The 25,492-nt window shown below is 36.7% G+C and carries 26 protein-coding genes; 15 read left to right on the plus strand and 11 right to left on the minus strand.

What is annotated here, in order from left to right:
* Window positions 1-5: 5 nt before the first annotated feature.
* From GAB14E_RS21005 to GAB14E_RS20990, 4 genes are all read right to left on the minus strand, one after another.
* Window positions 6-413 carry a MarR family winged helix-turn-helix transcriptional regulator gene (locus GAB14E_RS21005; RefSeq protein WP_197061136.1) on the minus strand — a complete coding sequence of 136 codons (408 nt, stop codon included), beginning with the start codon at window positions 411-413 and terminating at the stop codon, window positions 6-8.
* 202 nt (window positions 414-615) lie between these two features.
* Window positions 616-834, minus strand: coding sequence for a tautomerase family protein (locus GAB14E_RS21000; protein ID WP_033080402.1), 219 nt, complete (start codon window positions 832-834; stop codon window positions 616-618).
* Between the two features lie 268 nt (window positions 835-1,102).
* Window positions 1,103-1,495, minus strand: coding sequence for a nuclear transport factor 2 family protein (locus tag GAB14E_RS20995; protein WP_033080403.1), 393 nt, complete (start codon window positions 1,493-1,495; stop codon window positions 1,103-1,105).
* 13 nt (window positions 1,496-1,508) lie between these two features.
* Window positions 1,509-2,117: a glutathione S-transferase family protein gene (locus GAB14E_RS20990; protein ID WP_033080404.1), complete on the minus strand. Its 609-nt coding sequence runs from the start codon at window positions 2,115-2,117 to the stop codon at window positions 1,509-1,511.
* Between the two features lie 221 nt (window positions 2,118-2,338).
* Here GAB14E_RS20990 and GAB14E_RS20985 point away from each other — a divergent pair, with 221 nt between their 5' ends.
* On the plus strand, window positions 2,339-3,226 hold the full coding sequence (locus GAB14E_RS20985) for a LysR family transcriptional regulator (RefSeq protein WP_033080405.1): 888 nt from the start codon (window positions 2,339-2,341) through the stop codon (window positions 3,224-3,226).
* A gap of 25 nt (window positions 3,227-3,251) precedes the next feature.
* Here GAB14E_RS20985 and GAB14E_RS20980 read toward each other — a convergent pair whose 3' ends face one another.
* Window positions 3,252-4,136, minus strand: coding sequence for an alpha/beta fold hydrolase (locus GAB14E_RS20980; RefSeq protein ID WP_033080406.1), 885 nt, complete (start codon window positions 4,134-4,136; stop codon window positions 3,252-3,254).
* A 350-nt stretch (window positions 4,137-4,486) separates the two neighbouring features.
* Here GAB14E_RS20980 and GAB14E_RS20975 point away from each other — a divergent pair, with 350 nt between their 5' ends.
* Window positions 4,487-5,722 carry a hypothetical protein gene (locus GAB14E_RS20975; protein WP_033080407.1) on the plus strand — a complete coding sequence of 412 codons (1,236 nt, stop codon included), beginning with the start codon at window positions 4,487-4,489 and terminating at the stop codon, window positions 5,720-5,722.
* Window positions 5,723-5,828: 106 nt separating this feature from the next.
* On the opposite strand, the gene GAB14E_RS20970 is transcribed toward GAB14E_RS20975, so the two are convergent.
* Window positions 5,829-9,233: a PKD domain-containing protein gene (locus tag GAB14E_RS20970; RefSeq protein ID WP_033080408.1), complete on the minus strand. Its 3,405-nt coding sequence runs from the start codon at window positions 9,231-9,233 to the stop codon at window positions 5,829-5,831.
* Between the two features lie 608 nt (window positions 9,234-9,841).
* Between GAB14E_RS20970 and GAB14E_RS20965 the strand changes: the two genes are divergently transcribed.
* From GAB14E_RS20965 to GAB14E_RS24385, 5 genes are read left to right on the plus strand one after another with little or no spacing between them, the layout of a single operon-like run.
* Window positions 9,842-10,402 carry a hypothetical protein gene (locus GAB14E_RS20965; protein WP_033080573.1) on the plus strand — a complete coding sequence of 187 codons (561 nt, stop codon included), beginning with the start codon at window positions 9,842-9,844 and terminating at the stop codon, window positions 10,400-10,402.
* Window positions 10,403-11,512: a beta-ketoacyl-ACP synthase III gene (locus GAB14E_RS20960; protein ID WP_033080409.1), complete on the plus strand. Its 1,110-nt coding sequence runs from the start codon at window positions 10,403-10,405 to the stop codon at window positions 11,510-11,512. It abuts the gene before it with no gap.
* 5 nt (window positions 11,513-11,517) lie between these two features.
* On the plus strand, window positions 11,518-12,201 hold the full coding sequence (locus GAB14E_RS20955) for a hypothetical protein (RefSeq protein WP_033080410.1): 684 nt from the start codon (window positions 11,518-11,520) through the stop codon (window positions 12,199-12,201).
* Window positions 12,194-13,036, plus strand: coding sequence for a DUF6999 family protein (locus GAB14E_RS20950; protein ID WP_033080411.1), 843 nt, complete (start codon window positions 12,194-12,196; stop codon window positions 13,034-13,036). The genes GAB14E_RS20955 and GAB14E_RS20950 overlap by 8 nt, the downstream gene beginning before the upstream one ends.
* Window positions 13,020-13,682: an START domain-containing protein gene (locus GAB14E_RS24385; RefSeq protein ID WP_081967666.1), complete on the plus strand. Its 663-nt coding sequence runs from the start codon at window positions 13,020-13,022 to the stop codon at window positions 13,680-13,682. Before GAB14E_RS20950 ends, GAB14E_RS24385 begins: the two co-directional genes overlap by 17 nt.
* Before the next feature lie 225 nt (window positions 13,683-13,907).
* On the opposite strand, the gene GAB14E_RS0122425 is transcribed toward GAB14E_RS24385, so the two are convergent.
* Window positions 13,908-14,843 (minus strand): hypothetical protein, encoded by a 936-nt coding sequence (locus GAB14E_RS0122425; protein ID WP_052093394.1) that lies wholly within the window; start codon window positions 14,841-14,843, stop codon window positions 13,908-13,910.
* Between the two features lie 418 nt (window positions 14,844-15,261).
* Here GAB14E_RS0122425 and GAB14E_RS23830 point away from each other — a divergent pair, with 418 nt between their 5' ends.
* Window positions 15,262-17,544, plus strand: coding sequence for a GEVED domain-containing protein (locus tag GAB14E_RS23830; protein ID WP_052093395.1), 2,283 nt, complete (start codon window positions 15,262-15,264; stop codon window positions 17,542-17,544).
* A 759-nt stretch (window positions 17,545-18,303) separates the two neighbouring features.
* Here the strand turns inward: GAB14E_RS23830 and GAB14E_RS25045 are convergent.
* From GAB14E_RS25045 to tnpB, 4 genes are all read right to left on the minus strand, one after another.
* Window positions 18,304-18,423: an IS66 family transposase gene (locus tag GAB14E_RS25045; protein ID WP_197061138.1), complete on the minus strand. Its 120-nt coding sequence runs from the start codon at window positions 18,421-18,423 to the stop codon at window positions 18,304-18,306.
* The gene (locus GAB14E_RS25050; RefSeq protein ID WP_081967668.1) at window positions 18,413-18,562 is read right to left on the minus strand and encodes an IS66 family transposase; all 150 of its coding nucleotides are present in this window, start codon (window positions 18,560-18,562) and stop codon (window positions 18,413-18,415) included. The genes GAB14E_RS25045 and GAB14E_RS25050 overlap by 11 nt, the downstream gene beginning before the upstream one ends.
* 83 nt (window positions 18,563-18,645) lie before the next feature.
* Window positions 18,646-18,774, minus strand: coding sequence for a hypothetical protein (locus GAB14E_RS25435; RefSeq protein WP_269429088.1), 129 nt, complete (start codon window positions 18,772-18,774; stop codon window positions 18,646-18,648).
* A complete protein-coding gene (tnpB, locus tag GAB14E_RS25640; RefSeq protein WP_081967669.1) occupies window positions 18,771-19,073 on the minus strand; it encodes an IS66 family insertion sequence element accessory protein TnpB in 303 nt (100 codons plus the stop codon). The genes GAB14E_RS25435 and tnpB overlap by 4 nt, the downstream gene beginning before the upstream one ends.
* A gap of 358 nt (window positions 19,074-19,431) precedes the next feature.
* On the opposite strand from tnpB, the gene GAB14E_RS20945 reads away from it, so the two are divergent.
* From GAB14E_RS20945 to GAB14E_RS20920, 7 genes are all read left to right on the plus strand, one after another.
* Complete coding sequence (locus GAB14E_RS20945; RefSeq protein WP_052093396.1) at window positions 19,432-20,280, plus strand: SDR family NAD(P)-dependent oxidoreductase; 849 nt, start codon at window positions 19,432-19,434, stop codon at window positions 20,278-20,280.
* Between the two features lie 8 nt (window positions 20,281-20,288).
* Window positions 20,289-20,630, plus strand: coding sequence for a putative quinol monooxygenase (locus GAB14E_RS20940; RefSeq protein ID WP_052093397.1), 342 nt, complete (start codon window positions 20,289-20,291; stop codon window positions 20,628-20,630).
* A complete protein-coding gene (locus tag GAB14E_RS20935) occupies window positions 20,620-21,027 on the plus strand; it encodes an ester cyclase (protein ID WP_033080412.1) in 408 nt (135 codons plus the stop codon). Before GAB14E_RS20940 ends, GAB14E_RS20935 begins: the two co-directional genes overlap by 11 nt.
* Window positions 21,024-21,707: a cupin domain-containing protein gene (locus GAB14E_RS23835; RefSeq protein WP_052093398.1), complete on the plus strand. Its 684-nt coding sequence runs from the start codon at window positions 21,024-21,026 to the stop codon at window positions 21,705-21,707. Before GAB14E_RS20935 ends, GAB14E_RS23835 begins: the two co-directional genes overlap by 4 nt.
* A gap of 115 nt (window positions 21,708-21,822) precedes the next feature.
* Window positions 21,823-23,127 (plus strand): 3-dehydroquinate synthase II domain-containing protein, encoded by a 1,305-nt coding sequence (locus GAB14E_RS20930; protein ID WP_081967670.1) that lies wholly within the window; start codon window positions 21,823-21,825, stop codon window positions 23,125-23,127.
* Between the two features lie 21 nt (window positions 23,128-23,148).
* Window positions 23,149-23,982, plus strand: a complete 834-nt coding sequence (locus tag GAB14E_RS20925; protein ID WP_052093399.1) for a class I fructose-bisphosphate aldolase — start codon at window positions 23,149-23,151, stop codon at window positions 23,980-23,982.
* A 172-nt stretch (window positions 23,983-24,154) separates the two neighbouring features.
* A complete protein-coding gene (locus GAB14E_RS20920; RefSeq protein ID WP_033080582.1) occupies window positions 24,155-25,480 on the plus strand; it encodes an amino acid kinase family protein in 1,326 nt (441 codons plus the stop codon).
* The last annotated feature ends 12 nt before the right edge of the window (window positions 25,481-25,492 follow it).

Here is a 25,492-nt window from a genome sequence, read left to right on the forward strand (position 1 = left end):
AATATTTATGACCTGATCTTGCTAATCAATTTAGCTAATAGTTCAAGCTCATCATCCTGTAACTTACCCACAGCGGACAGCCCTTGATCCATTAATTTTTTCCCCGCACACATTGATTCAATCCCCAACTTGGTAATCTTAATGTGCACTAAACGTTGGTCTTCTTGGTTTCTTACCTTGATGATCAACTGCTTACCCATCAGTTTGTTTAATAACCGAGAAACATTAGACATTGGGTCAAACATTTGGGCTTTGATTTCATTTACTGTCGCTTGTTTATTTTCAGATAACGCTACAATAGATAGCACCTTTAATTGTTGTGCCGTTAAATCTAAGGGCTCTAACTGACGAGACACTTCGCTATTTAGCCATTGGGCAGTTTTTAAAAATGAAATCGCTATATTTGTATGCATGTCAACCTCTGGGCAGCATTTGTTAAAACTTGACACAAAACTATAGTCCATGGACTATTATGTCAAGGTATTAGTATTGCGCTTTCTCTACATATTAAAATATGTACTTAAAATTGGAGCTAACAGGATGATAATTCAGTGAGCAGCCAGTACCTTAAAACCTACACTGTTAGTAATCTCATCTTTGATTAGTTCAGCATAATTATTTCGTTCCGGAATTTAATGCTTGGTTACGCAACTCGGTAACTTGGTCAAAGCCAATGCCCCAGTTGTCGGTATTCACTTCATCAATAACGACAAATGTTGTGGCTGGATTTTTATCTAACACATCAACCATTAGCTGAGTACAGCCTTTGATAATGGCTTGTTTTTGTTCTTTGCTTACACCTTCGTCGGTAATTTTTACATTAATATACGGCATGATTTTTCCTTTGTGTGTTTCTCATTAATGACTTAACAGTGAGTTGTGATTCATTCATCTAAGTAATCTGACAAGATTGCTTCGAAATACTGCACCTAATTTGAACCATAAACTAGATTGTTCCATTTAAAATAAATGCTGGAATACTATTAATGTTAAATGTCTTATAGCGGGCAACTTTCTGCTCTAATTCTTGTTATAACCAACGGGGCACCCAGAACAAACAATGTCGTGCACCATTTTAATTTGTTATGCGGGAATGCTGTCATTATGATTGAGCCTTAATGTTGGTATACATTTTACTGACTATGCGCCACTGCCCCTGCTCTTTAAGCAGTCCGAGAAAGTCGATATAGTTAAAATCAAACAAAGGACAGTGAATTTTCGCCATTGCTTGGTCTTGAACGAGATCAATGGCTAATATTTTAAAGTCGAATGGCTTGTTCAGTTGTGCCGGTATAGGCCGACTGGCAACATCGGTTAACCACTGGCTTAATGAACGTCGGCTACCTGGTGCCTTTAACCAGGCATCCTCGTGAAATAGTGATTCTAGTTTAGCCACATCGCCATGATGCAGACCATCAAAATAACCGTTTAAGATGGCGGTAATATCCGCAAAGTCGTTACTATCATGGTTAAGTTCTCTTTGAAAATTTTCCATATTTTACTCCGCTTTATTTAACTGAAGCTGTCTGTTCGGCTTGTACTGTTTTGATATAGCTCGGCATGGCTTGCACGGCATTGAGCATTTTAGACGTTTTTTCACCTATGATAATATCTACCGAAAAATATCTCCCCCAACGAGAATAAACAGTCAGCATAATGTCTGCTGCTGAGGGACTATCCCCACCTAGGAAGCTTTTGTCAGCTAATTTATTTTCTATAACCTGCCATAACTGATTAATACTTTCGGCGGCAGTATTTAAAATTTCTTGCTGCACTTTTTCATCACTAATATGTTGTGTTAAGAAAAATAATCTCCCGTAGGCAGGGTGCATAGTGGCATTTGCAAACATAATGTTTTCAATTGCCTGTTGGCGAGAATTTTCATTTTCAGGAAACAATGGACTTTTATGTTTGTTAAGCAAATGCAACATAATCGCCGCACCTTCTACGAAGGTATTATCACCGTCAACCAATGTGGGCACCGCGCCAACTGGGTTGATTGTTTTGAAGTCATCAAGTTGGTGTACATCAATAATATTTACTTCTTGAGCCAATTCACGCAAAACAATTTGAGTGGCTGCAGAACAAGCGCCTGGTGAATAATAAAGTTTATACACGGTATTCTCCTAAAAGATGAAGTTTGTTTAATTGGTTAGTTCACACATTCGATGCCAATGTCTGCCTCAATGCGATGAAAGAAGTTTACTCTCAGTTTTTGTTTTCATATATACCAACAATGTGCATATACTGTCCTCAAATTGAGAACAATAACTTCAATGTAATTTCATAAAACACAGATAAAACTGTGCTATAACAATGTCATTAAGAGGACAAACAAGTGGATAAACTACGAGCAATTAAGTTATTTGTGCGCTTAGCCGATTTAGGCAGTTTTACTCGAGTAGCTGAGCAGGTGAATTCATCAAAATCTATGGTTAGCAAAGAGATAGGCCGACTGGAAACTGATTTGGGTGCACGATTATTGCATCGCTCGACCCGCAACGTACAACTAACTCATGTCGGTGAGGGCTATTTACAGCGAGCACGAGAAATACTGGAAAAACTAGATGACGCCGATAGTTTTGTTCAAGATTTACAACAAAACCTGCGTGGTAAACTTAAAATCAACGCGCCCATGGCACTAGGCATTACCGACCTGTCACATTTGTTTGCTGACTTTATGCAGGCCAACCCTGAAATTGAGCTCGATATTCATTTAGGTGATGAAAGTGTTGATTTGGTAGAGCAAGGTTTTGATTTAGGTTTTCGTGCCTCAAGTAAACCGATAGACTCAAATTATGTTGGCAGACCACTAACCCATTTTACTTATAAAGTGTGTGCATCACCAAGCTACCTAGCCCAGCATGCAACCATTACCCAGCCTCAAGACCTTAAAGACCATAATTGTTTCATCTATAGCTACTTTCAAGGGAAAAATGTTTGGCCAATTGAAGATGGCATTACTGTAAAAGGCAACTTACGTGTTAATAATACTATGTTTATGATGGAGTCAATTAAGCAAGGATTAGGACTTGCTTTTATCCCTGACTTTGTTTGCCAGCAAGCTATTAATAGTGGTGAAGTAGTTGAAGTATTAGCCGAGGCTAACAAGCCATTATTAACTCTTTATGCTTTATACCCAGTGCGACATTTTGTGCCAGAAAAATTATTACTGTGCATTGAATATTTAGAACAATGGTTTGCTGATAAAAATAAGACTAGATGAATTTAACCTTCATCATTGTCAAAGATTAATGCGTTTTTAGCCACTCAGCCAGCAGCGGAAAATGATCGGTAACTGCCTGTGGATGAGTCAAAATATTAATATGATCGTAATCTATGGCATTACCATTTTTCTTTGAAAGTAAATTAAACTTGGCTTGATGATTATATGACTCGGCAATAAAAGCTTTTACATCTTGCTCATGCCCTAAAACTTTATCTTTTACTCCAGTAAAGTGCCAAGACGGTGGCCACAAAATATTTTCAGCCGCTTTACTGTAATCAAAGCCATCATGAGGATCTATCCAAGCCCCCTTCTTAACCCAAGCAACACTTTGTTTCAGAGATTTTTTTGTTTCATTATCGGCGCCTACCCCATACTTTTTTGCGTCTAAAAAGCCTTTTTTATTGGCTAACTTTATCGCAACGTTGTTCCAAAACATATTCACTTTGAGAAACTTTTCTAGACTTTTTACAGTTACCGATCTTTTTGTACCAAAACAGGTTTTAGTTAACACTTGTGATAAACGCTCCGGATAACGCGCTAAACAACTCGCCATTAATACACCTCCCCATGAATGAGAAACAACATGCATGGCTTTATTGGTATGTTTGGTTATGTAATCTAGAAACATTGGAATATCTTGGGTAATAGCTTCAAATTGACCAAAGTCAGAATTAGCACTTATTATTGGTGTACTTTGCCCGCGGCCACGAAGATCAGCAACATATACATCAAAGCCCTGTTCAGCTAAGTAGCAGGCTAAGCCTTTACCTTTTTTAGTATAAAAAATATGGCCATTTTCCATAACTCCATGAATCATTAATACAGGCGTGCCAGCTGAACTTTTGGAAATATGACGAAGGTGTAACCGGTAATCTTCACCTTGAATATATAACGACTGTTGCTTCATTGCTTAACCTTACTCTCTATAATAAATTACCGAAACAAAAGGTCCGACCACTAGGCTTTAGCATACAGTTAAATAAAATATCATCAAGGAGCATCATACTTTTTTAACTAGACTTTCTTTTTCGCTGCCATGTCATCACAACAGCTGATATGGCTAATGTAAAAATTAAGATCAGAGTAAGTTTTTCAATTGACTATGGCTCATTCATCATCAGTAGAAGACTTTTGATTTGACAATAAAGGTGCAGCTTATTATTCCCTAAGCTTTTTTTATTAAATTGAACTAGCTAAATTAAATAACTATAATGCCCCGCTTTACAGCATTCATATCAATATAACTTAGGAATTTTCATGAATTTACAGGGAGCCAGCGCTTGGCACTTTATAATATTAACTACATTTTTAACCTTATTGTCTGCCTGTGGTGGCGGGTCAACTGACGAAGCCCCTTTGGAGATACCAAAGATTACTTATCAAGCTCTGCCAACCTTCATCTCGGTTAATGAAGGAGAGACAGTTCGTTTAACTTTAAATTTAGTTGGCGAAGGGGTCGATCAGCTAAAGTTTAACTGGCAAGTAAGCCAGGGCATTACTTTTACTGGTCAAGGTACTGACAGTATTAACTTTACTGCACCTAATGTAGATCAATTAAGTACAATTAGCATTCAGGTAGAACTTGATGATTCAAGCAAAGTCATTGGTTTTTCTGACCAGAGAACATCTGTAATAGTGGCCAATATTGAATCCCTTAACGAGAACAACGGCAATATGCCACAATCAGGTTTGCCTAAGGTTGATAGCTTAAATTTTGACGGACTTACTTCAAGCAGCACCTGGTTTAACGAACAAGTAAGCTTTACCAGTACAATCAACAGTAATGGTAATACCATAACTGTTGAAACCCGACGATTGAACCTTACATACATTGAAGCCATAAATGTTTCCACCGAGACGATTACTCTGTCAGAGTGTGGTCTAACGGATACCTACGATATTAATATCAATGAATTTGCAGCGGATGTTCAGTGTGAGACCAGCAGCTCATTAAATATTAGCCAAAATGATAACGAATTTAGATTGGAACGCATGTGTGGCGATAAAGTCGTAATGACAAGCGCTTACACTAAGAAAAGTGATAACAGGTCAGTATCAAATGGTGAGCTAAACATTAATTTTTCATCTTACGAAAATCTTGCTAACACAACTCAAGTATGCGGAATTGTGGTTACCTCTGAAGTCAAATCATATGATTCTAACGACATTCTTTCGGAAACGGCCAAAGCTTCGATTCTGCGTTTGTTTACAGAATATCAGGGCAATCCATTTGAACTACAGTTTCTATTAGATAAGCACCCAACAAATTTATTTGCATTTTTAACTACAGGCTTCATGACTGACAACTTTGCTAAAATATACAGCAATGTCTTACCAGAAATTAGTAACTTGCCTGAGAGCGATTCTGGTACTATAAATTTTGATTTTTACAATGATAATAAAAATATAAAATCCGATTTTGATTTTTCTTTGTCTTCAACCGACGGTCATCAAGAGTCTATTGAAGGCAGCTTTACTTTACTGTTTGAATAAATAACTAAGACAAAAATTAGGCAAAGAAAAAGGGCAGGATAAATTATTTAAATTTACCCTGCCCTTTGCTATTTTTCTTTATACTTTAGTGCTTAATGCTATGAGTCTACTGACAACTTGCGCTATCAAACTCTACTAAAATAGTTGCATCACTAGCGCCACCAGTCACTTTTAAGTATGACCAATAGTTGTTTCCTGCAGCTAAAGACATACAAGTTGTGGTAGAGCCATTACCTAATGATTGACCGTCAAAACTGCTATCACTTGGCCAGCCACCATTTTTATAAATAATGTCTACATTTCCTTGACCATGACCTGTAGTAATAGACACAGTTTGATGAGCTGAAACATCACCTAAACTAAGCCAAACAGCGCTACTAGTACCTAAACATTCAGCCTGTCCTGCAGTTAAACTACCACCAGTAATGGCGGCTTTAGTTAAACAAGCATTTTCGATACTTGGAACATTTGCTTCAATAGTCACACTTGCTGTATCAGTATGAGCTGCACCGTCGTTATCAGTTACCGTTAATGAAGCAGTATAGTTGCCCACTGCTGGGTATGCATATACTGGATTCGCATCAGTGCTTTGTGCACCGTTACCAAATTCCCAAAAGTAACTAACAATATTACCATCAGTATCTTTAGAGCCTAAGCTGTCAAAAGTTATTGCATTACCAATTTGGGTAACATATGCGCCATTTGCTTGAGCAACGGGTGCCACATTGCCACTATCAACAATAGTCACCATGTAATCTTCAGCTTCACCATCGCCAATAGAACCACAAGCGCTAGTCGGTGCACTGCCATATTTCATCACTACACGCATACGAGTTGTTAGACCAACTAATGCATTATCAATAGCTAAATCACCAACTACAGTGCCTTTGCCAGACAAACCACTAAGTAGTTTTTCTGATGCTTCAAAAGTACCGCTGTTATTCGTATCAAGCCAAATAGCCCAATGTTCTGAATAATTACCACCAGCCGTTAAGCTAACAGCATTATTACCTACAGTTAATGGCATATTAATGCTGGTAAAATCAGCATAACCTTCTTTAGCGCTGTTATTCGACACTCCGCCAGCCGTAACGCCCGAAATCCATTCATAACCGGTATTCCCCGTTACTGCACAATAATCAACAAGAACCGACTTAATAACTGCCGTTGTTGAAACTGTACTTGAGGCATTATCGTTATCAGTTACGGTTAATTCAACCGGGTATGTACTCGCCGTTTGATAGGTATGATTAGGGTTAGCTAAAGTACTAGTACTACCGTCACCAAAGCTCCAATAATAACTTGTTATTGACCCGTCATTATCGATAGAGCCAGCACTTGAAAAGGCAATACTGGTATTAACAAACTCATCAAATGGTCCGTTCATTTGCGCTATCGGTGCTTCATTAGTTGCACTAATATTAACAATACTTGAATCTGATGATTGATTATTATCATTGTCAGTTACGGTTAATGTTGCACTGTAAGTACCATTGCTAGCATAAGCGTAGCTCGGGTTTGCTTGAGTACTTGTACCACCATCACCGAAGTCCCAGCTATACGCAATAATACTGCCATTTGCATCAACTGAACCAGCACTACTAAAGCTAATTACTTCGTTTATAACGCCGTTGTAAGCACCGTTAGCTTCTGCTGTAGGTAAACCAGTTGAAGTATCGATATTACGCTCATAGTACAATCTAAACGTTGCACCACTGTAATCTAAAAACGGGTCAATAAGAACATTAACAGTACCGCCGCCAGCACCTAAGTCACAATACTCACTTAAACGTGGTGCACTAAAAGGCTTACAATCTGCAACAGCCGTTGTAGGTACAGAATTCACACTGACGTACATATCTGGATCGCCTTGATAGCCACCTGCTATCACTGCGACTACACGGTTAGCATCAGCTGGTACTTCAAATTGATAACTTTTAAATGCATCACCCTTGATTGCTGATAAATTGGTTTCTTCTGCTAAGAAAACTCGCTCACAACCAATACATAAACTTGGATCATCAACCGATAATATTTCCAATGTCGCATTAGAATAATCAGTAAATGCATCTACTGTAACAAAATATGGCTGAGTTGATGATGGCGAGGATATAGCAACTAACTCTGGCGTACCTGCAGATTTAAATGAAATATAATCAGCTATCCAAGTATCACCATTTTTTGAAGGTGCCACGCCTTTACTTACGTACATATCAGGATCTTGATTATAACCCTTCAAATAAATAGCAGCAGCTTCGGTGCCTTGAGGTAAATTCACTTCAAACGTTGTTGTATCACCCTTTAACGCCGAAAGATTAGTAAATTCGTTAAGTAAAACGCCTGTAGGCGCCACATCTAAACCAGTGCCATCCCAATTGTGTGGAGTATTACTAGTATACTGATCTAGACCAACCGCAATCAGGTTGCTGTTACTCCATAACGTTGAACGAGCACCACCGTGTAATGCCGCTGTCATTCTGCTAACTTGGCCTTGGGTATACATGGCATAGTTATCAGAGTAATGCATAAAGTTTTCAGTGTTAGTACTTTCACCTACACAATTCGGTGCATTATTCTGTAAAATGCTACTACTCATTTGTGGCGTATCACAGTTATTATCACCGGTTAACTCACAAAAAGCTTCTTGATGTACAGAACACACATCACCATCAAAGGTATGAGGTAGATTCAACCAATGGCCAAATTCATGGGTTAATACTGAGCGGAAGTTTTCGCCAGTATTTGTACCAAGAAAGTTACCATTATAAACCACACGAGATAAGCCGGCTTCTGACATACTCATTTGTGGATACCAAGCCACACCAGAGCTACTGGTTGTACCGTCATTATATAAATCATTCATGAGATATATATTCATGTACTTAAAGTTGTCCCAAGAATCCGCAGCAATTTCAGCGTCGAACTTGGCTCCATCACCGTAACCAGCTTTAGCTGGATAACGCACAATACCGTTAGTTACATTCCCTTGAGGATCTTTTTTCGCTAAAACAAACTCAATATTTAAGTTATCTCTAAGTGCGGCGAATTCTGCTGCGATAGGGCCATCTTGAGTATTGGTGCCTAAAAAATCTTCATTGGTTTTATTAAGCCCATCAATAATTTTACTTTCTGTTAAACAATAAGCGCTTGCATCAGTACAGTTATATTGATCGCCATAAACATGCACAACTACAGGGATATAATAACGACCATCTACGCCATTACCATTCACGGCTAACGCTTGTGCTTGCGGCTGTGATGACATCTTAAGCATTGAGCTAGTGAGTGATTTTTTTAATTTCAACTGTGATTGTAGTTGATTTTCTTGTTGTATAGCTTGCCAGTCTTGTTTGTTTTTATCGGTACCACACACTTGGCTTTCGCTAAGTTGAGAGTTTGCCGAGATATTATTATTGATTGTTGACGTTGGTAATTGACCAGCTAATGCGGCCGTACTTGACGCTGTTAACATTAAGGCCATTAACGAATGGGCTTTATATTGCAAGGACATGGAATTCTCCTGTACATGTTTTAAAAAACATAGTTTGGGGGTAACTAAATAACGGCTGATGAATAAACACAACACCATTACTAATCACACTATTTATTATTTTATTTATTTTTAGTATTTTATGATTTTTATACCGACAGTTAACAAGTTGTAAAGACAACGTTATTAAATCGATCAAAAAACCACCTAAGGAAATATACTATAAATACTACATACTGTATACAATATATAACAATACAATTATTAGGTATTAGGTGGTTTAAATTTAATTTTATTATTCAATGCTTTAGTGATTTTGTTGAAGTTAAAGATAAATGCTAGTCATCTGTGATTGAAATAACCTTATTAGAATAGAATACAGACTTGAGTTTAAGTTTTGAGTGATGGATAACTACAGATTTGAACAGCGTAAGTACCTGTTATTCTATGCTATATATCGTCACTTTGATCAATACAAACTATTGCTTTAACAGCAATGAAATAGCTTAACCAATACACCTATAATTAATAAAAATAAACACCTCTATTTCTGAAACTTATAAATACCTGTATGTTTATTAAGGAATTTAGTACCATTTATCCAATTAAAAATAATGGTTTAAATGGAAATGGATACTTCTACCCTTCTCGTAAGCGCAATGCTTTACGTCTTTTTACCTCTTTGGGGAATCGCCGGCTTTGTTGATTGGTGCTGCCATCGAGCAACGAAAATTGAAATAACCTCAGGCATTAAAGAATCACTAATGCATTCTTTAATGGGCATTCAAATGGGGCTGCCCATTCTTTTATGTTTACTGTTTAAAGTAAATGTACTTATATTACTCATCTGCATATTCACCTGGGTTTGTCATGAAATTGTTGCGCACTGTGACGTTCGCTATGCAGCGCCAAGACGTGTGATTTCAATTTGGGAGATGCATGCACATACCTATTTAGGCTCATTACCTTTTTACATGTTGATCTCTATTTTTATGATTAACTGGGATCAGTTCTTGTTATTAATAACATTCAATTGGGCTGATAATATGTCGTTAGCTTTAATCGAAGTGCCGCATGGTTCCAGTAGCTATTTACCAATTTATATAGCGTTTATGTGTATTCTTTGCGTATTTCCATATATAGAAGAAAATTTAAGATGTCTGAAAGTATTTTATAAAAAAGGAATTTAAGTGGCTGTTTATATCAATAGTACAGGGCGATACCTACCGGGAAAAGCCATCGACAATGAAGAAATTGAAAATGTTCTTGGTCTAATTAACGGTAAAAAAAGTAGATTAAAAAATAAAATATTAAACTCAAATGGTATTACCAAACGCCATTACGCGATTAATGATAAACAACAAACAAATATATCGAATGGTGAAATGGCTGCCCTTGCGGGTAAAAGCTGCATAGAAAGTAGCTTTATTGCAGCATCTAAAATACAAATGTTAAGTTGCGCGACAAGCCAAGGAGATCTCGTTCTCCCAGGGTTTGGTAGTATGGTTCAGGCAGAACTTAATTTATCTGAAGTTGAATTACATACCAGCCATGGCATTTGCTCAAGCAGTATGATGGCGTTAAAAGCAGCTTATACCAATATTAAATGTGATGAAGCCGATAACGCTTTGGTAATCGCAAGTGAATTAACTTCTCGATTATTTAAAAGGAGCCGTTACGAGCAAGTAACTAATAAAGCTGTAGACTTCAATGCTGAGTTTCTACGCTGGATGTTATCAGATGGCGCAGGGGCATTATTACTTGAAAATCAAATAAGACCAACAGGTACCAGCATCAGAATAGATTGGATAAAAAGTTTTTCACACGCTGATGTTTACCCTGTTTGTATGTCCGTTGGTATAGCAAAAGATAATGAACATAAATCTTGGCAAGATTACGAAACGTATAGTGAAGCAGAAAAAGCAGGTGCATTAATGCTTCGCCAAGATGTTCGGTTATTAGAAAATATCGTTTCAATTGGCGTTCAAGGTTTCTTGAAATTAATCACTCAAGGAAAAGTAGAGATTAATAAAATTGATCATGTTTTATGTCATTTTTCGTCTAAATATTTTAAAAGTAAAATTTTCGACATGCTTGAAACTGCAGGTGCGAGTATTCCTGAAAGCAAGTGGTATACAAACTTATATGAAAGAGGCAATACAGGCTGCGCTTCAATATTCATTATGTTGGATGAATTTATTAAAACTAAGAAATTAAAAGCCGGTGAAACAATATTTTGTATGGTACCTGAAAGTGGCCGATTTAATTGTGCGTATATGCACTTAACAGTGATGGAGTAGCTTTCATGGAACAAATGGTATTAACAAAATTGGGGCAAAACTGTTTACAAGCATTATTAAAAACATGGCTAGATTTTGATTTATCAATCACTAAAGTGCCCATTGTGAAAAGGTTAGAACAAGGTCGCTTAAGCATCGAAGATTACCAGCAGCTGTTGTTGAATTTAAGACAACAAGTTATTGAAGGCTCTCGCTGGATAAGTAGATGTGCATCTAGTTTTGATCGTGATTATTCAGACGTCAGATCAATTGTTATTCACCATGCTCATGAAGAACATAAAGATTACTTAATGCTTGAAGCAGATTACATTGCTACTGGCGGCAAACAAGAAACAATAACAGCCTTCAAAAAAAATACAGGCTCTGAAGCATTACATGGTTTTTTAATGTATCGAGCAAGCCAGCCTAATCCTATCGATTTAATAGGCGCTATGTGGATAATTGAGGGCCTTGGCAATAAAATGGCATGTAAGTGGTCAAAGTACATAAATGAACAATTCAGTTTTGACACTGAAATAACATCGTTCATGGATTATCACGGTGAAAATGATGAAAACCACCTACTTGAATTGTACAAATTAATTGACCGCGTTGCGACTTGCCAAAAAAATATAGATGGCATTATTAGAACAGCTAAAGTGGTTGCAAAACTATACCAGCTACAACTAGAAGAGATAGATAATGTCTAAACATAGCTCATATCTACAAGCCATTAGTCAAGATGATTCCCTCCCCATTGAAAGTGCAGCAGTGAAACTATGGTTGCAAGATTTAGACAATGGATTTAGATGGGTACTTAGGCCTATTTTACAGCTTTTTTTCTCTGTTCTACTTCATATCGTTTGGTTTATTAAACGATTACCCTTCCCACAATTCAGCGCTCATGACTTTTTACAAAAAACAATTTGTTGGTTCTGTAAAATCTTTGTATCGCCTGAAGCAAATCTTTTAATATTGAGACATTTTGCCACTGAATCTAACATTCTTAACTTTTTATCTGAAAACTCCGGTCATCAACACCGAGTAAATTTATATCCTAAAACAATAAATGATATGTTAAAAAGTACCTTTGTTAATCACGACCAAGAACTGTTTGATTGTTTTATCAAGTTGGGGAGTTGTCAGGATTTAAATAGCCAACCGCTACAAACAATTAAAAAATGGGATAGCTGGCAACCAATCGATATGAGTGAGTTTTCCATCGATAAAAAATGTACTCAAATCTTAGATTTTGAAACATCACATGCTTTGTTTATGTGCTTATTTTGCTTGTTACTAAAAAAAGATGAATACCGAGATGCTATTAATGGTTTTAATTTAGATCAGTCTATCGCAATACGCATTGGAAAAATTATCGGCGAACCCTGTTTAACTGAATACGCTTATAATAAATACCCTCAATATTTAGTTGGCCCATGGAATTTAGGACAACGATTTTTAATGCATGGTTTTTTTACCGAGCATTTATATGCCCGACTAGAAGAAATCAGAAAATCCGAAATTAAAAATGAGCATCAAGCATAGTAGTGTTACTCATTATCAGATGAAATTACTTAAATTCACAAGCTGGTTTATTACCTTTTTTATTTTAATTTCAGTGATTAATCCATGTTATTCATCTTCAGAGTCTACGTGGAAATTACGTCACTCAGAAAAGAGCATAAACATATATACCCGAAAAATTGCCAACTCTAAATATCTAGAAATTAAAGCAAAAGTCAGACTCAATACGCCATTTGTTCATCTACTAGCTAAATTTAGCGATGATGAAAAATGTTGGACGTGGATAAAGAAATGCCTGAGTGTGAAATTACTTAAACATATATCAGATGATGAAAAAATTTACTACTCAGTTTTAACTATGCCCTGGCCTTTGTCTGAAAGAGATTTTGTATTTCACTCAGTTAGAAAAGTAGAAATACAAAAAGGTTTGGCGACACTTGAATTGAGTCCTTTAAGCGATATTTATAAAGCAACAAAATACGTTAGAGCCAGTTCAACAATAACTTACCGTCTAACATCGCTGTCGACTTCTTCAAGCTCTCTCTCTATTATTATGCATACTGAATTGGGAGGAACAACGCCTGCATCATTAATTAACTCGTTACTAGTTAATGATTTATTAAATGATATTAAAGAGTTAACTAGATTATTTAAAAATAATCTCTAGTGATTTGTTAATTAAAACTTGCCTATAACAGCCTGTCCGTAATAGCCCAAGAGGTGATTATTTTTTAAGAGGGGTGACTTCTTATTTCTTTGCTGGTCATTACGCAAGACCAGACATTTTCCCTTAACTTTAAACAAAAGGCGTAAACCTCTTATGGAGATTATCGATGAAGAGGTTTAGCCAGTATTAAGCCTTAATAGTTAGATAAATTAAGGTCTAGGGTTGTTAAATGCCTTGGCAATCATTCCCCAGTACAGAGTCAGCACTAAATGGCCTTGAAGACTCAGGGTCTAACGAAATGATTACACCATCTATTGGCTGTTTGAATACTTCAACACGCCATAAATTACTTAAGCTTGGTAAAGGATTACTCTTACTTCCTGGGGCATTAAAACGGCAGTAATGAGTATCACCATGTACCAAGAGCACTGGTTTAGCAAAATCTTTTACTTCTTGTTCGAATAATGCTTTAAATTCAGTAAATCCATCACTACTACCACGGTTTGGCCACATATTTGCCTGCATACTCAAAACAACACCCACATTGTTATTTGCTTTAGCTTGAGCAAATGTTTCGCTTAGCCATTTTCTATTCGCGTAGTTTCGGCTACGAAACTCGCCCCCATCAATGGATTTTGCATTATTACTGCCTGGCATATGCACAGTTGCAAAAACAAAATTATTCTCTGTCCAACGAGCATTTTCAATATAACGTGTCATCCCTCTTTCATCAGCTTGTGTCGCGAGTGGGATGGTATTTTGTCCAAGACTTTGTTTCGGGCTTTCAAAATACAGCCCTCGAATAAAATCTAGTCGCTCTAAAGGATCAAATCCTGACCGTGAACAGTCAGTCCACTCATTATCCCCTGGTGTATAGATAACAGGGTGGTGACTTTGTTGAAATAAGTCGTAGGCAACCGTTAATGTAGAATCATTACAAGGAGAAGATGAGCCCGATTTAATATCTCCTACATGTATTGAAAATTCGATATTTAAGGTATCCATGGCATCAATTAAATTATCAACATCGTCCACATCAACAGAGTGGTTATAGGGAGTATCTCCCCAGACAACAAACTTTGTAACTTCCGCCTGTATTGGCGAAATTATCAACGTACTGCAAGTAAGTAATATTGGTGTGATCTTTTTAGCAAAATTCATTATAACGTCCTAAATCATTCATCTTAAAAAACGAATAATAGTAAAACGCTACCGCTTTAGATAGAGGTTGAAAGGGTCATGAAATATAGAAAATCAGTGACATTATTTTATATTATAAGTTGTGATTTATGAGCGCCATAGATTTAAGTAACATTTTGTTAACATTATTAATGTAATAGGCGCTTTGGTGAATGTTGCATATTAAATATTAAGAACTGACCTCAATAAATACCCGTATTAAAACGAGTAACGACATGATACTACGTGATAAGAAATGATTAAAAATTACACGTTCATAGTTTGGTTATTCCCCCATCTAAAGTATAAATACCTCCGTGATTACCTACTACCTATTGTATGTACTCACTTCCTAATAACTAAAAAAATAATAAATAATTACAAAATGGAGGAAACAACTATGCCTATAACAGAGAGCAAAAAACCACAGGTTAAACGTAAAAAATTAACAATAAACAAGGTAACATTGGCCGTCGCCACATGTCTTTCGGTTTTTCAAATGCAAACCGCCTTGGCTGCTTGTTCAATAAATCCCAATAACAGTGAAGAACATATACAAAGTATTCATTTAAATGGTACTTCATTATCCAATGGTGACATCATAAAAAACGGCGATGTATTAACACTCACTCCCGGATATTATGATACCGCCTATAAAGATTATTGGAGTATATGGATCGACTTAAATGCAGATGGTGACTTTTCAGACAGTAATGAACAGGTATTTACTTCAAGCAGCGCTAGTAACACATCCGTTTCTGCAACATTAAATATCCCTGGCAATGCAACCATCAATAATGGAGAACTTCGTGTTTTATTACATGCTGGTGATGTAAGCGATAATTCTTGCGGCTATGACTATTACGGTGACAGCCAAGACTTTAGTATCAACATCGATGCTAGCGATAATGGCGGCGGCTCTGGTGGAGATTATGCCCTGAGTGAAACACCTCGTGGCGGAAATGACGAACACATTTTCGCCGTTGAAATTGGTAATAACAGTCATACTTCTGGCAATAACGATGGTTATGCTGACTTTACCAATAACAAAACCTTTAACATTAGTGATGGCGACAGTATTTCCCTGATCCCAACCACCAGCTGGGGTACCAACTGGGCCATTTGGATTGATAGTGATAACAGTGGTAATTTTGATAGTAATGAAGAAGTGTTTACAGGCAGTGGCAATCGTGATGCTGTGGTAGAGGGCACGTTAAACCTTGCCAATATTAGTGAAGGTACTGCGCGAATGCGAATTGCCATGAATGGTGATGGTACAGCAAATGCTGATGGTTTTACCTACGGTGAAATTGAAGATTACACCGTAACTATAGGTGAGACAAACGCAGACCTTAGTAAACTTAAAAATGGTATAGCTCAAATAATTTCAGGCGGTGATGTTTATAAAACATTTGAAGTTCCTGGCGATGCCACAAGTGTACAAATAGCTATATCACCAACATCCAGCAGCCAAGGTGATGTCGATTTATATGTTAAGTTTGGCAGTATTCCTACCGAAGAGAGTTATGACTGTCGCCCTTACAAACCCGGAAATAATGAAACGTGTGACTTATCAGCCAAAGAAGGTACTTATTATATTTGGGCAAAACCATTTTCTGAGTTTGCCGATGTATCTTTACAAGCCTCATATAGCGATGAACCTGTTCCTGAGAATCGCTGGGAGGAGGATTATGCCAATGTTCTTTTCTACCGTTTTGAGTTTAAAGATACCCCTTTTGATAAAACGGAGAGTGAGCTGAAACAAACCTTCGATGAAGTTACAGAGTACTTTAATGGTGAATCTTACGGTAAATTTGATGTAACCTTTACCTTGCATCCAACGATTATTTATATCGATGAAAATAAGTCCGTATATGATAATGATCATGATGCTTGGGAAGAGTTATGGCATGCAAAATTGTTAGAGCTGGGAGTAGACGTTTACAACCCTGGTAAGGGTAATATTGCGGCAGTCACGGCGCCTGCTATTGATAATCGTAATTCTCTTGGTGGCCCAGGTCACTTAGAATTAAATGAATATAACTCTGGAATAATTGCCCATGAGATGGGTCATGCTATGGGTTTTCATCATGCACAAGGTATTGATGGTGGAGATACTGTTTTTGGTCAAGGTGATTATGAAACGGAACGAGGCGAATTTGAATACGGTAATGTCTTTGGCTTAATGGGCACTCAAGCATGGACTTCTGGCGCCATGAACCTTATCTACAAGAATGCTTTTACCGCTTGGGATATTAAAGCGAACGTGCCGTTAATTACCACTTCGGGAACATATCGTATTTATGCCTTTGACCAAGGTGAAATTGGTGAAAACTTAGGCCTTAGAATTCAGTCAGGCAATGGTGAGTATACTTACTGGTTAGAATACCGCACTAAGGGAGACTATTTAAACAAAGAAGGTTTCTTACTGAATATTGAAGGTTATTGGCCAGACGATCATAATAAAACAGACTATTGGAATACAACGTCCTACCTGTTGGATATGACACCTAACTCACTTGCAGAGGATGACTATTGGGCCGATGATTGGACAGATGCTCATTTAGTAATAGGCAAAAGCTATACCGATGAATGGAACGGATTTACTGTTACCACCATGGGCATAGGTGGTGAAATTGGTACCGCCGAAGCATGGATAGAAATAGCGGTAGAAATGCATTAAACATTCGTTATAAATACACATGAAATAATAACGAAAAAAGCCCTGAATAAATTAATATTTAGGGCTTTATTTAGTTAATTAATTAATTAATTAATTAATTAACTAGTCATTTAACAAGGTGATACATAATAAAGCAACTCAGACCGAAGACTATTTTTATATACTTATTAGAATGTTACCTATTTTCATACAAAACATTGTCTTCCTTTTAATTGCATCAATACATTTATGCAGTGACCATAAAGTTTGTCCGTAAGAAGAAATATTTCCCTTAAAGTTTGTCCATAACGATTTAGTTAGTCGTTGTATAACAGCCATTCCTAAAATCATCTCGATAAGGTATTTAGTTTTTGAGCTTCCTCCATCCCATGATTCCCATTAAAAGATTTATGTTTTCTTGGGTCTGAAGTTGTTTAGTGTCTATTCTAAGTTTACGAACGAATACCTTTAAAATGGCATACGTTTTTTTATATATTTCATAATAATTACCTTTAAATTAAGAAGGCAATATGCACTTCCCTAAAATTTTAGTTGTAATACGCACGTATAACAAGCGCACCACAAAATAAATGGACTAAAGAAAGACCGTCATAAAATCCCTGTGAGTGTACACCTTGCAGTTGTTCTACGTACAGTCATACTCATTCGCACTGAGTAACACCATGAACATTATCAGTTTAAACACAAGCACTTACAATTATTATAAGTAAGCACCCCATGTGAATTCATAAAATATTTACTGATAACTACATGTAGTTATCAGTAAATAACGCCTGGCATGTGCCCAACAACCAAATGCGTTAAGTCATTGGTTTTAGCAACCGCGGCGTAAACAGCATAACCATCTGTCATTAACGTACCGCTAAAGTCACCTAACATAAGTTCGGCCACGCTGGTGGGCAGGAACAAGCGCTGTACTTTCTTCAGCGTCATCACTTAGTATTTCTGCTTCGTCGAATAAACCTAGTTGCCCTGGTGACCATTTTTCACTCGAAGCACCAAAGCGCTGTTGAGTCATGTAACGAATGTTCTTCTAGCGTGGCTATTTCATCTGATTTTCTGGTCAGTTCAGCGCCTTTTTTGGGGAGTATCGTCAAACGATTATTGATTAATCTGTAGTGTTTTTTCATTATCATCAAGCACACTTCTCTGTTCAGGCAACAGAGCTTCAAGCACTAAAATACGCTGAATTAATTGCTCGTTACTGAGCGTAAATGGATAATTTTTCATGGCGATATATAACAAAAACGCCTAAATATCCGAGTCGAACTCGATGTTTTATGGGGATTTATCGCACTAATATCAACGCCTCTCAGCAAGTAATGTAACTGCTCTCCATCAATGTTACGTAGCCAAATCATGTTTTTAGGCCACTTGAACTTATCTTTTTCAAGGCGTTTGTACCACAAACAAAAATCCGTTTTATCCCAGTAAAGTAGCTTCAATTTATTGCGTTGTTTCGAGCAGAAAACAATGGGGCCTCGATGTAAATAAACGTTAGAAAACGGTGATGCTTCCGTTGTGGTGATTGATGTTTTAGATGTGACGGCTGCTTTATTTTTGTAAAAGTTAGAAGTTGATAGGCCTTGCTCAAAGCAAAATTGTTTTACTGATAAATGGCTTTAATTTTGGGTTTTAAAAAATATAAGCCATTGTTGTGGTGTTCGTCGCATGATGATCTTCTTAAATAATTAAAGTGATCATAAGTGAATGTTATTGATGGGGTCATAATGCGGTGTCTAAGGTGCTTACATTATATCTACCTAGATATAATCATGCTTTTAATTTTTATTTGTGGGTACAAATAAAATAGATTTAATTTTTAGATAGTTAACATTAAAAAATTAACCTTTAAGAAAATTTTTTAATAGGTACTGTATATCAGGAATGAACATAAGCAGTATTGATGACAGAAAAGAGTTTTTCAGCAATATCATTATAACAGGCTTTTATGTAAAAGCTTTTAAAGGAGTACACGTTATTAAATTATTAGAAAATAAAAACATATTGATCACAGGAGCTGGGGCTGGAATAGGACGTGCAGCTGCATTATTGTTTTCAAAAGAAGGCGCCAATGTCGCATTATTTAGCCGAACAAAGGAGACTGTTGAACAAACAGCTGATTTGATCCGAACTATTGGCGGTAAGGTTATTGTGATTATTGGTGATGTGGCCAATGCAGCTGACGTAAAACTCGCTGTAGACTCAGTAGTTGAAAGTTATGGGCAACTTGATTGTGCCTTTAACAATGCTGGTGTTGAAGGTCAATTTGCTCCATTAGCTGAATTAGATGAAGCGACATACGACAATACTATGGAAATAAACCTGAAAGGTGTTTGGTTATCAATGAAATATCAAATACCGGCATTACAGGCTGCTGGCGGTGGCACCATAGTTAATATGTCATCAGATATTTCAACGGGGGGCATACCAGGCACAAGTATCTATACCGCTAGCAAAGCTGGGGTTGATGCGCTAACTCGTTGTGGAGCGATGGATTATGCACAACAAAATATCCGCGTTAATGGTGTCGCACCGGGTAGTGTAGAAAATACCGCGATGACAAGTCGTTTGTGGAGTGAAGAACAGCAGCAAGCTAACCGTGATAATAGTCCAACAGGACGACTTTCTACTCCAGAAGATATATCTGAGGCTGTTGCATGGCTTTGTTCAGATAGAGCAAAGCATATCAATGGCCAAATTTTAAATATTGATGGCGGTTTTATCTGCCGATAGGAAGTAATATGAAACCTCTTACCATTTTAGTTACTAATTGGGTTAAGCCCGGTTGTGAAGATGCGTATCAGAAATTGCTGTCACCTGTATTAGACGCGATGCGCTTTGAGCCTACTTTTATTAATACAGTTCTTCATCAGGATATTGATGATCCAAGCCGTTTTATGCTTTATGAAACATGGACTGATCGTGATGACTTCTTCAATGTACAAAGATATAAATCTTATCGTACTGAATATGAGCGCGCTTTGCCTGATTTATTAAGAGCACCACGTGAAATAGCATCCTTTATCCCTATCCGCTCTGATTTTACCTTTATGCATAACTTAGGAGTGAATAATGATACTTGATAACAATATAAAGCTAATTAAACGTTATTATCATGAAGTATGGAATGAAGGGAATTTAGCTGTACTCGATGAGATAATGAGTCCTAAATACATTAATCATACTCCAGGGATGCCTAATCCACTCCCTGGACCTGAAGGCTTTAAACCCATTGTTATTGCAATGAGAACCGGCTTACCTGATCTTAGGTTTGAAATTAATGACATGGTTGTCACGGAAGATAAAGTCGCCATAAGATGCACTATGTACGGCACCCATCTTGGTGAGCTCTTTGGTGTTGCTGCAACCGGTAAAACAGTTGAAATTAATCAAATGCAGGTCGAGTATATAAAAGCTGGAAAAATTGTTGAACATTGGCGTGTATCTGATGATCTTATGGCCCAATTGGATCATAAATGATGAATTCATTTCAAGTCAGTACCACAAAAATTATACAAGTAACCTTAATGATGATTATGTCTAAATCTGCGTTTAGCCATGATAATCACGGGAAAATAGCGCCAGGTCCAGGTCCAGTTACTTATACTCAAGCAGATGCTGTACAGGGGGAGCGAATCGAGCATGGTGAACGAGTAACTGCGATTGATGAGGCTAAAAAATTATTACATGCTCAGCATCACCCTTATACACCGTTAGCAACATTTTCTTTACCATCTAAATATGAGAAACCTACTATTTCATCAGTAGAAGATTATGCCGTGCCGCTCAATAATTTACCATTATTACACCCTGGACCCGGAGAGCATGTCCATGTTATGGAAGGGAAACGTTACGGGTATAACAATTTGAGTGTGGGTGTTACCAATACTCAACCTGGGGGTTCACCCCCAATGCATACCCATCCAGGAGAAGAGTCTCATGTACTACTTGATGGAACGATTAAATATGCTGTAGGTGAGGAAACTTTTGTTGTAAAAGCACCTTATATCATGCAAATACCTGCTATGGCGCCACATTCTTTTATTAATGTGGGTGATAAGGTTGCGCGACTTGTGGTTATTTTTCCAACCAATGTTTGGGAATACGATGTGCTTGATGTGTTCCCGTTTGAAAAAAAGAGTAAAAATACTAGTAAATAAGATGTAAATGAAGGCAAAACAACATGTAACAGATAACTGAAAATTAGTTATTTTTTACATTTTATATAATACAAAAAATATTATTTCAACTATTTATCATACAAAAGGATTTAACATGCAAACAATTGAAAGTGCGCCAGAAACAATCAAAAACACTACCAACGAAAAATTCGCGACTAAAGAAAATATTAGTAAACGTAAAGCGATTCGACTTGAAAATATTGACAAAAACATTGGCGATAAACGCGAAGGATTAGATGGACCTGTTATTTGGTTTGATACTGCCAAGCTGAAAAATGAATCACCAACGGATGATATCTACACTCGTATTGTAAACATGAAATATACGGGCTTAATTGTCTACTTAAACAAGAGTTTAGATGCCTTTTTAGAGGCTTCTCCTGCAAGAATGAAAATCATCCTTAAACTAAAAAATAAAAGTGATGTGAAGGCCTTTAATGAATCAAAATACGCCAAGCTATTTCTTGAAAATAAAGGTAACCGTTACGTTGTTAGTTATGTTGCAGCGAGTGTTGTTAGTGAATTCAAGAATGCAGGATACCAGACATGTTACGATTCTTATGTTGATGATAATGCCAGCTTACATAGTTCAATAAACGAAGGGTTAGGCTTTGATTTTATAACTATTTTATTTAAAGACCCTACGAATATTCCATTAGAGTTAGTGATTGCGTCACTACAAAATACCAAGACTATTCTGCTAAAAGAAATTAAAGATCCAAATGACTCTGACGACGCGATTGTTTGCTTGAACGTAATGGAATATGGCTCTGAGGGGGTTATTTTCTCTCCAAACGATCATGAAATATTAAGTGACTTTAGTAATAGACTTGATGCACGTGAACATAAGCCTTTGTCTTTACAGGTCGGAACTATTACAAAATCTGAACCTGTTGGTATGGGTTATAGAGCATGTATAGACACTGCTACTTTATTTGACGATGATGAAGGTATGATTGTTGGTTCAACTTCGCAAGGCGGGTTTTTATGTTGCCCAGAAGTATACTTCCTTCCGTATATGGAATTAAGACCATTTAGAATTAATGCGGGTGCGGTACATAGTTATGTCTACAACGTTGATAACTTAACTGATTATATGAGCGAACTGAAATCAGGTTCAACTGTAATGTTGGTTAACTCAAAAGGTCGTGTCAGAACCGTTCCGGTTGGACGAATGAAAATAGAACAACGACCATTAAGACTGATAGAAGCTGAATTTCCAAGCGGCGAAGTAATAAGTATCTTAATGCAAGATGATTGGCATGTTCGTATTTTCTCTGATGAAGCAAAACCTCTAAATATATCTGATTTAAAAGCCGGTGATAAAGTATTAGGCCACTTTACAGACGTTGGCAGGCATGTAGGTATAAAAATAGATGAAGATATTATTGAGAAATAATCATACTTTAAAGGATTGAATATGAGCTATATTGGACGAAAGTTACGCGAGCGCCGCTTGTTATTTCAAGGGTTAAATTCAGGGTTAATAGTGCCTATTGACCATGGTTTAACTATGGGGCCGATAAAAGGGATTAATAACTTTAATGATATTGAACGATGGATTAACAATGAAAATGTTAGTGCAATAATAGTTCATAAAGGCATGCTTGAATCATTAGTCGTAAATAATGTAATTAAGGGAAATGCCGGAGTTATTGTTCAATTAAATGGAATGCTAGCTATTTCAAAAACAGCAGATACCAAAGAACTCGTTACTAGTATTGAGGCGGCAATCAGATTGGGAGCTGATGCAGTTTCAATTCAAGTTAACTTTACTAATAATAACTTTGCTCATAACTTAGACACTATTGGAAAAGTTGTCGATGAAGCCCATAAGTATGGCTTGCCAGTATTAACTATGTTGTACGACAAAGTGGATTGTGTAGATAGTACTGAAAAAAATGAGCGAATGCTAAAACTAGCAAACGCCGCGGTCGAACTTGGTGTTGATGCAATAAAAATAGCTATTCCTGAAAATAAATCACACATTAATAGCTTAATGTTAAATGGCTTGATTAAAGTTTTTTTTGCTGGAGGTGATATTATTGATGATCAAGAATTCATCGACAATACTGAATTGGTTATGAAAGCTGGAGCGACAGGATTATGTGCAGGACGCAATATCTTTCAGCACAGTAATCCTAACTTAATCATTAATCAATTGGCAAAAAAAATTCGAACTCATTCAATTGAATGCTTAGTGGATAGATCCATAAACGATTTAAGTCATAACTATGAAAAAAGTTATGAGTAATAACATTATTCATATCACGCAGTACAGATAACACATATTTATGTGCCAAAAATAATAAAATACCCTAGCATAAGGCTCATTTTATCTAGGGTATTTTATTCATCATGTCTCAATATTGTAGTGGCTATTAATTATGTTTTTACTTATTTAGTAGATGAAATAGAGAATAAAAATGAACAGATCAGTACATAAATTTGGTGGATCTAGTTTAAGTACAGCCACACATTATCAGGCTGTAGCAAATATTATAACTTCTTATTGCCAATTTGGGGATATTATAGTTGTTTCTGCCGCAGGTAAAACAACAAATATGTTAGTTAAACTGTGGCAATATTATAAAGATGCTGATAATCAAGGAGTCATTAGCACCATAACGCAATTAAAAGACTTTCAAACAAAATTGATTGAAGAACTTTTGGAGGGTAAAGTAGAAAAGCCTGAAATACATACTATTAATGAGGACTTTAGTGTTATTTTGAAGCTAATAGCAGAAAAAAATTTAAAAGAGAAATGCTTATTAGCTTATGGCGAAGTGTGGTCAGCAAGGCTGCTATCACAATATTTAAATCATTTATCCTATCACGCTATAGCATTTGATGCCCGAGATCTCTTGTTAGTAAATGATGGCAAATTAGCACACCCAGAAAACAAAATTAACTTAAAAAAATTGAACGATTCACAACTTAATGTAGTGACTGGATTTATTGCCCAAGATACTGAAGGTTATACCACTACCCTTGGGCGGAATGGTAGTGATTATAGTGCGACTTTAATTGCCCGCTATTGTGATGCCAGTAGTGTCACAATATGGAAGGATACTAAAGGCATATACAGTGCGGATCCTCATGATGTTGAACACGCTCTTCAATATCTTAGTGTGTGTCGAGAACAAATAAGTTTACTCACTAAACTCGGTAGCCCTATCCTCCATACTAAAACCCTAGAAGCACTTGAAGGGACTGATATAAAAATAATTATGCGTAGTAGCTTTGAAAATGATGCTTGCTTCACTAAGATAGAGAGCCCAACAACTATTAATCAAAAGTGTTTTATAACTAGCCTACATAAACAAAGTTTAATTGAGATCAATCATCTGTCTGACACAGATGTCCTTAAATTAAAGCAGCTAACTCAATGTGATTTTCATACTTTTAAAATTAAGTACCCAAACGGTTTAGCTTATCAATTTTACCTGATAGTTCCAGTTAATTTAACTCACAGCGTACTCCATTACTTTTCTGGAAGAGCAAATTTACTTGCGTCTAGCCTCTTTGGGCTAGGTATCATAGGACCGAGGGGCAGGGTTTCAAGTTTAACTAAGCAAGCCGTGGTTTTATTGAAAAAAATTAATATCAATATACGATTTTCTAATTTTCAATATCAGGGTATTTATGGGGGATACGGCATGATTTTGAGCAACGAAGTCATGGCAGCGGAGACTCTTTCTAGGTTACATGATGCATTATTTCTTGAACATAAGGCCGTGATAACTAGTTAGAGCAAGGAATAA

Source organism: Colwellia psychrerythraea (assembly GCF_000764185.1).
In the GTDB taxonomy this organism is placed as follows: domain Bacteria; phylum Pseudomonadota; class Gammaproteobacteria; order Enterobacterales; family Alteromonadaceae; genus Colwellia; species Colwellia psychrerythraea_B.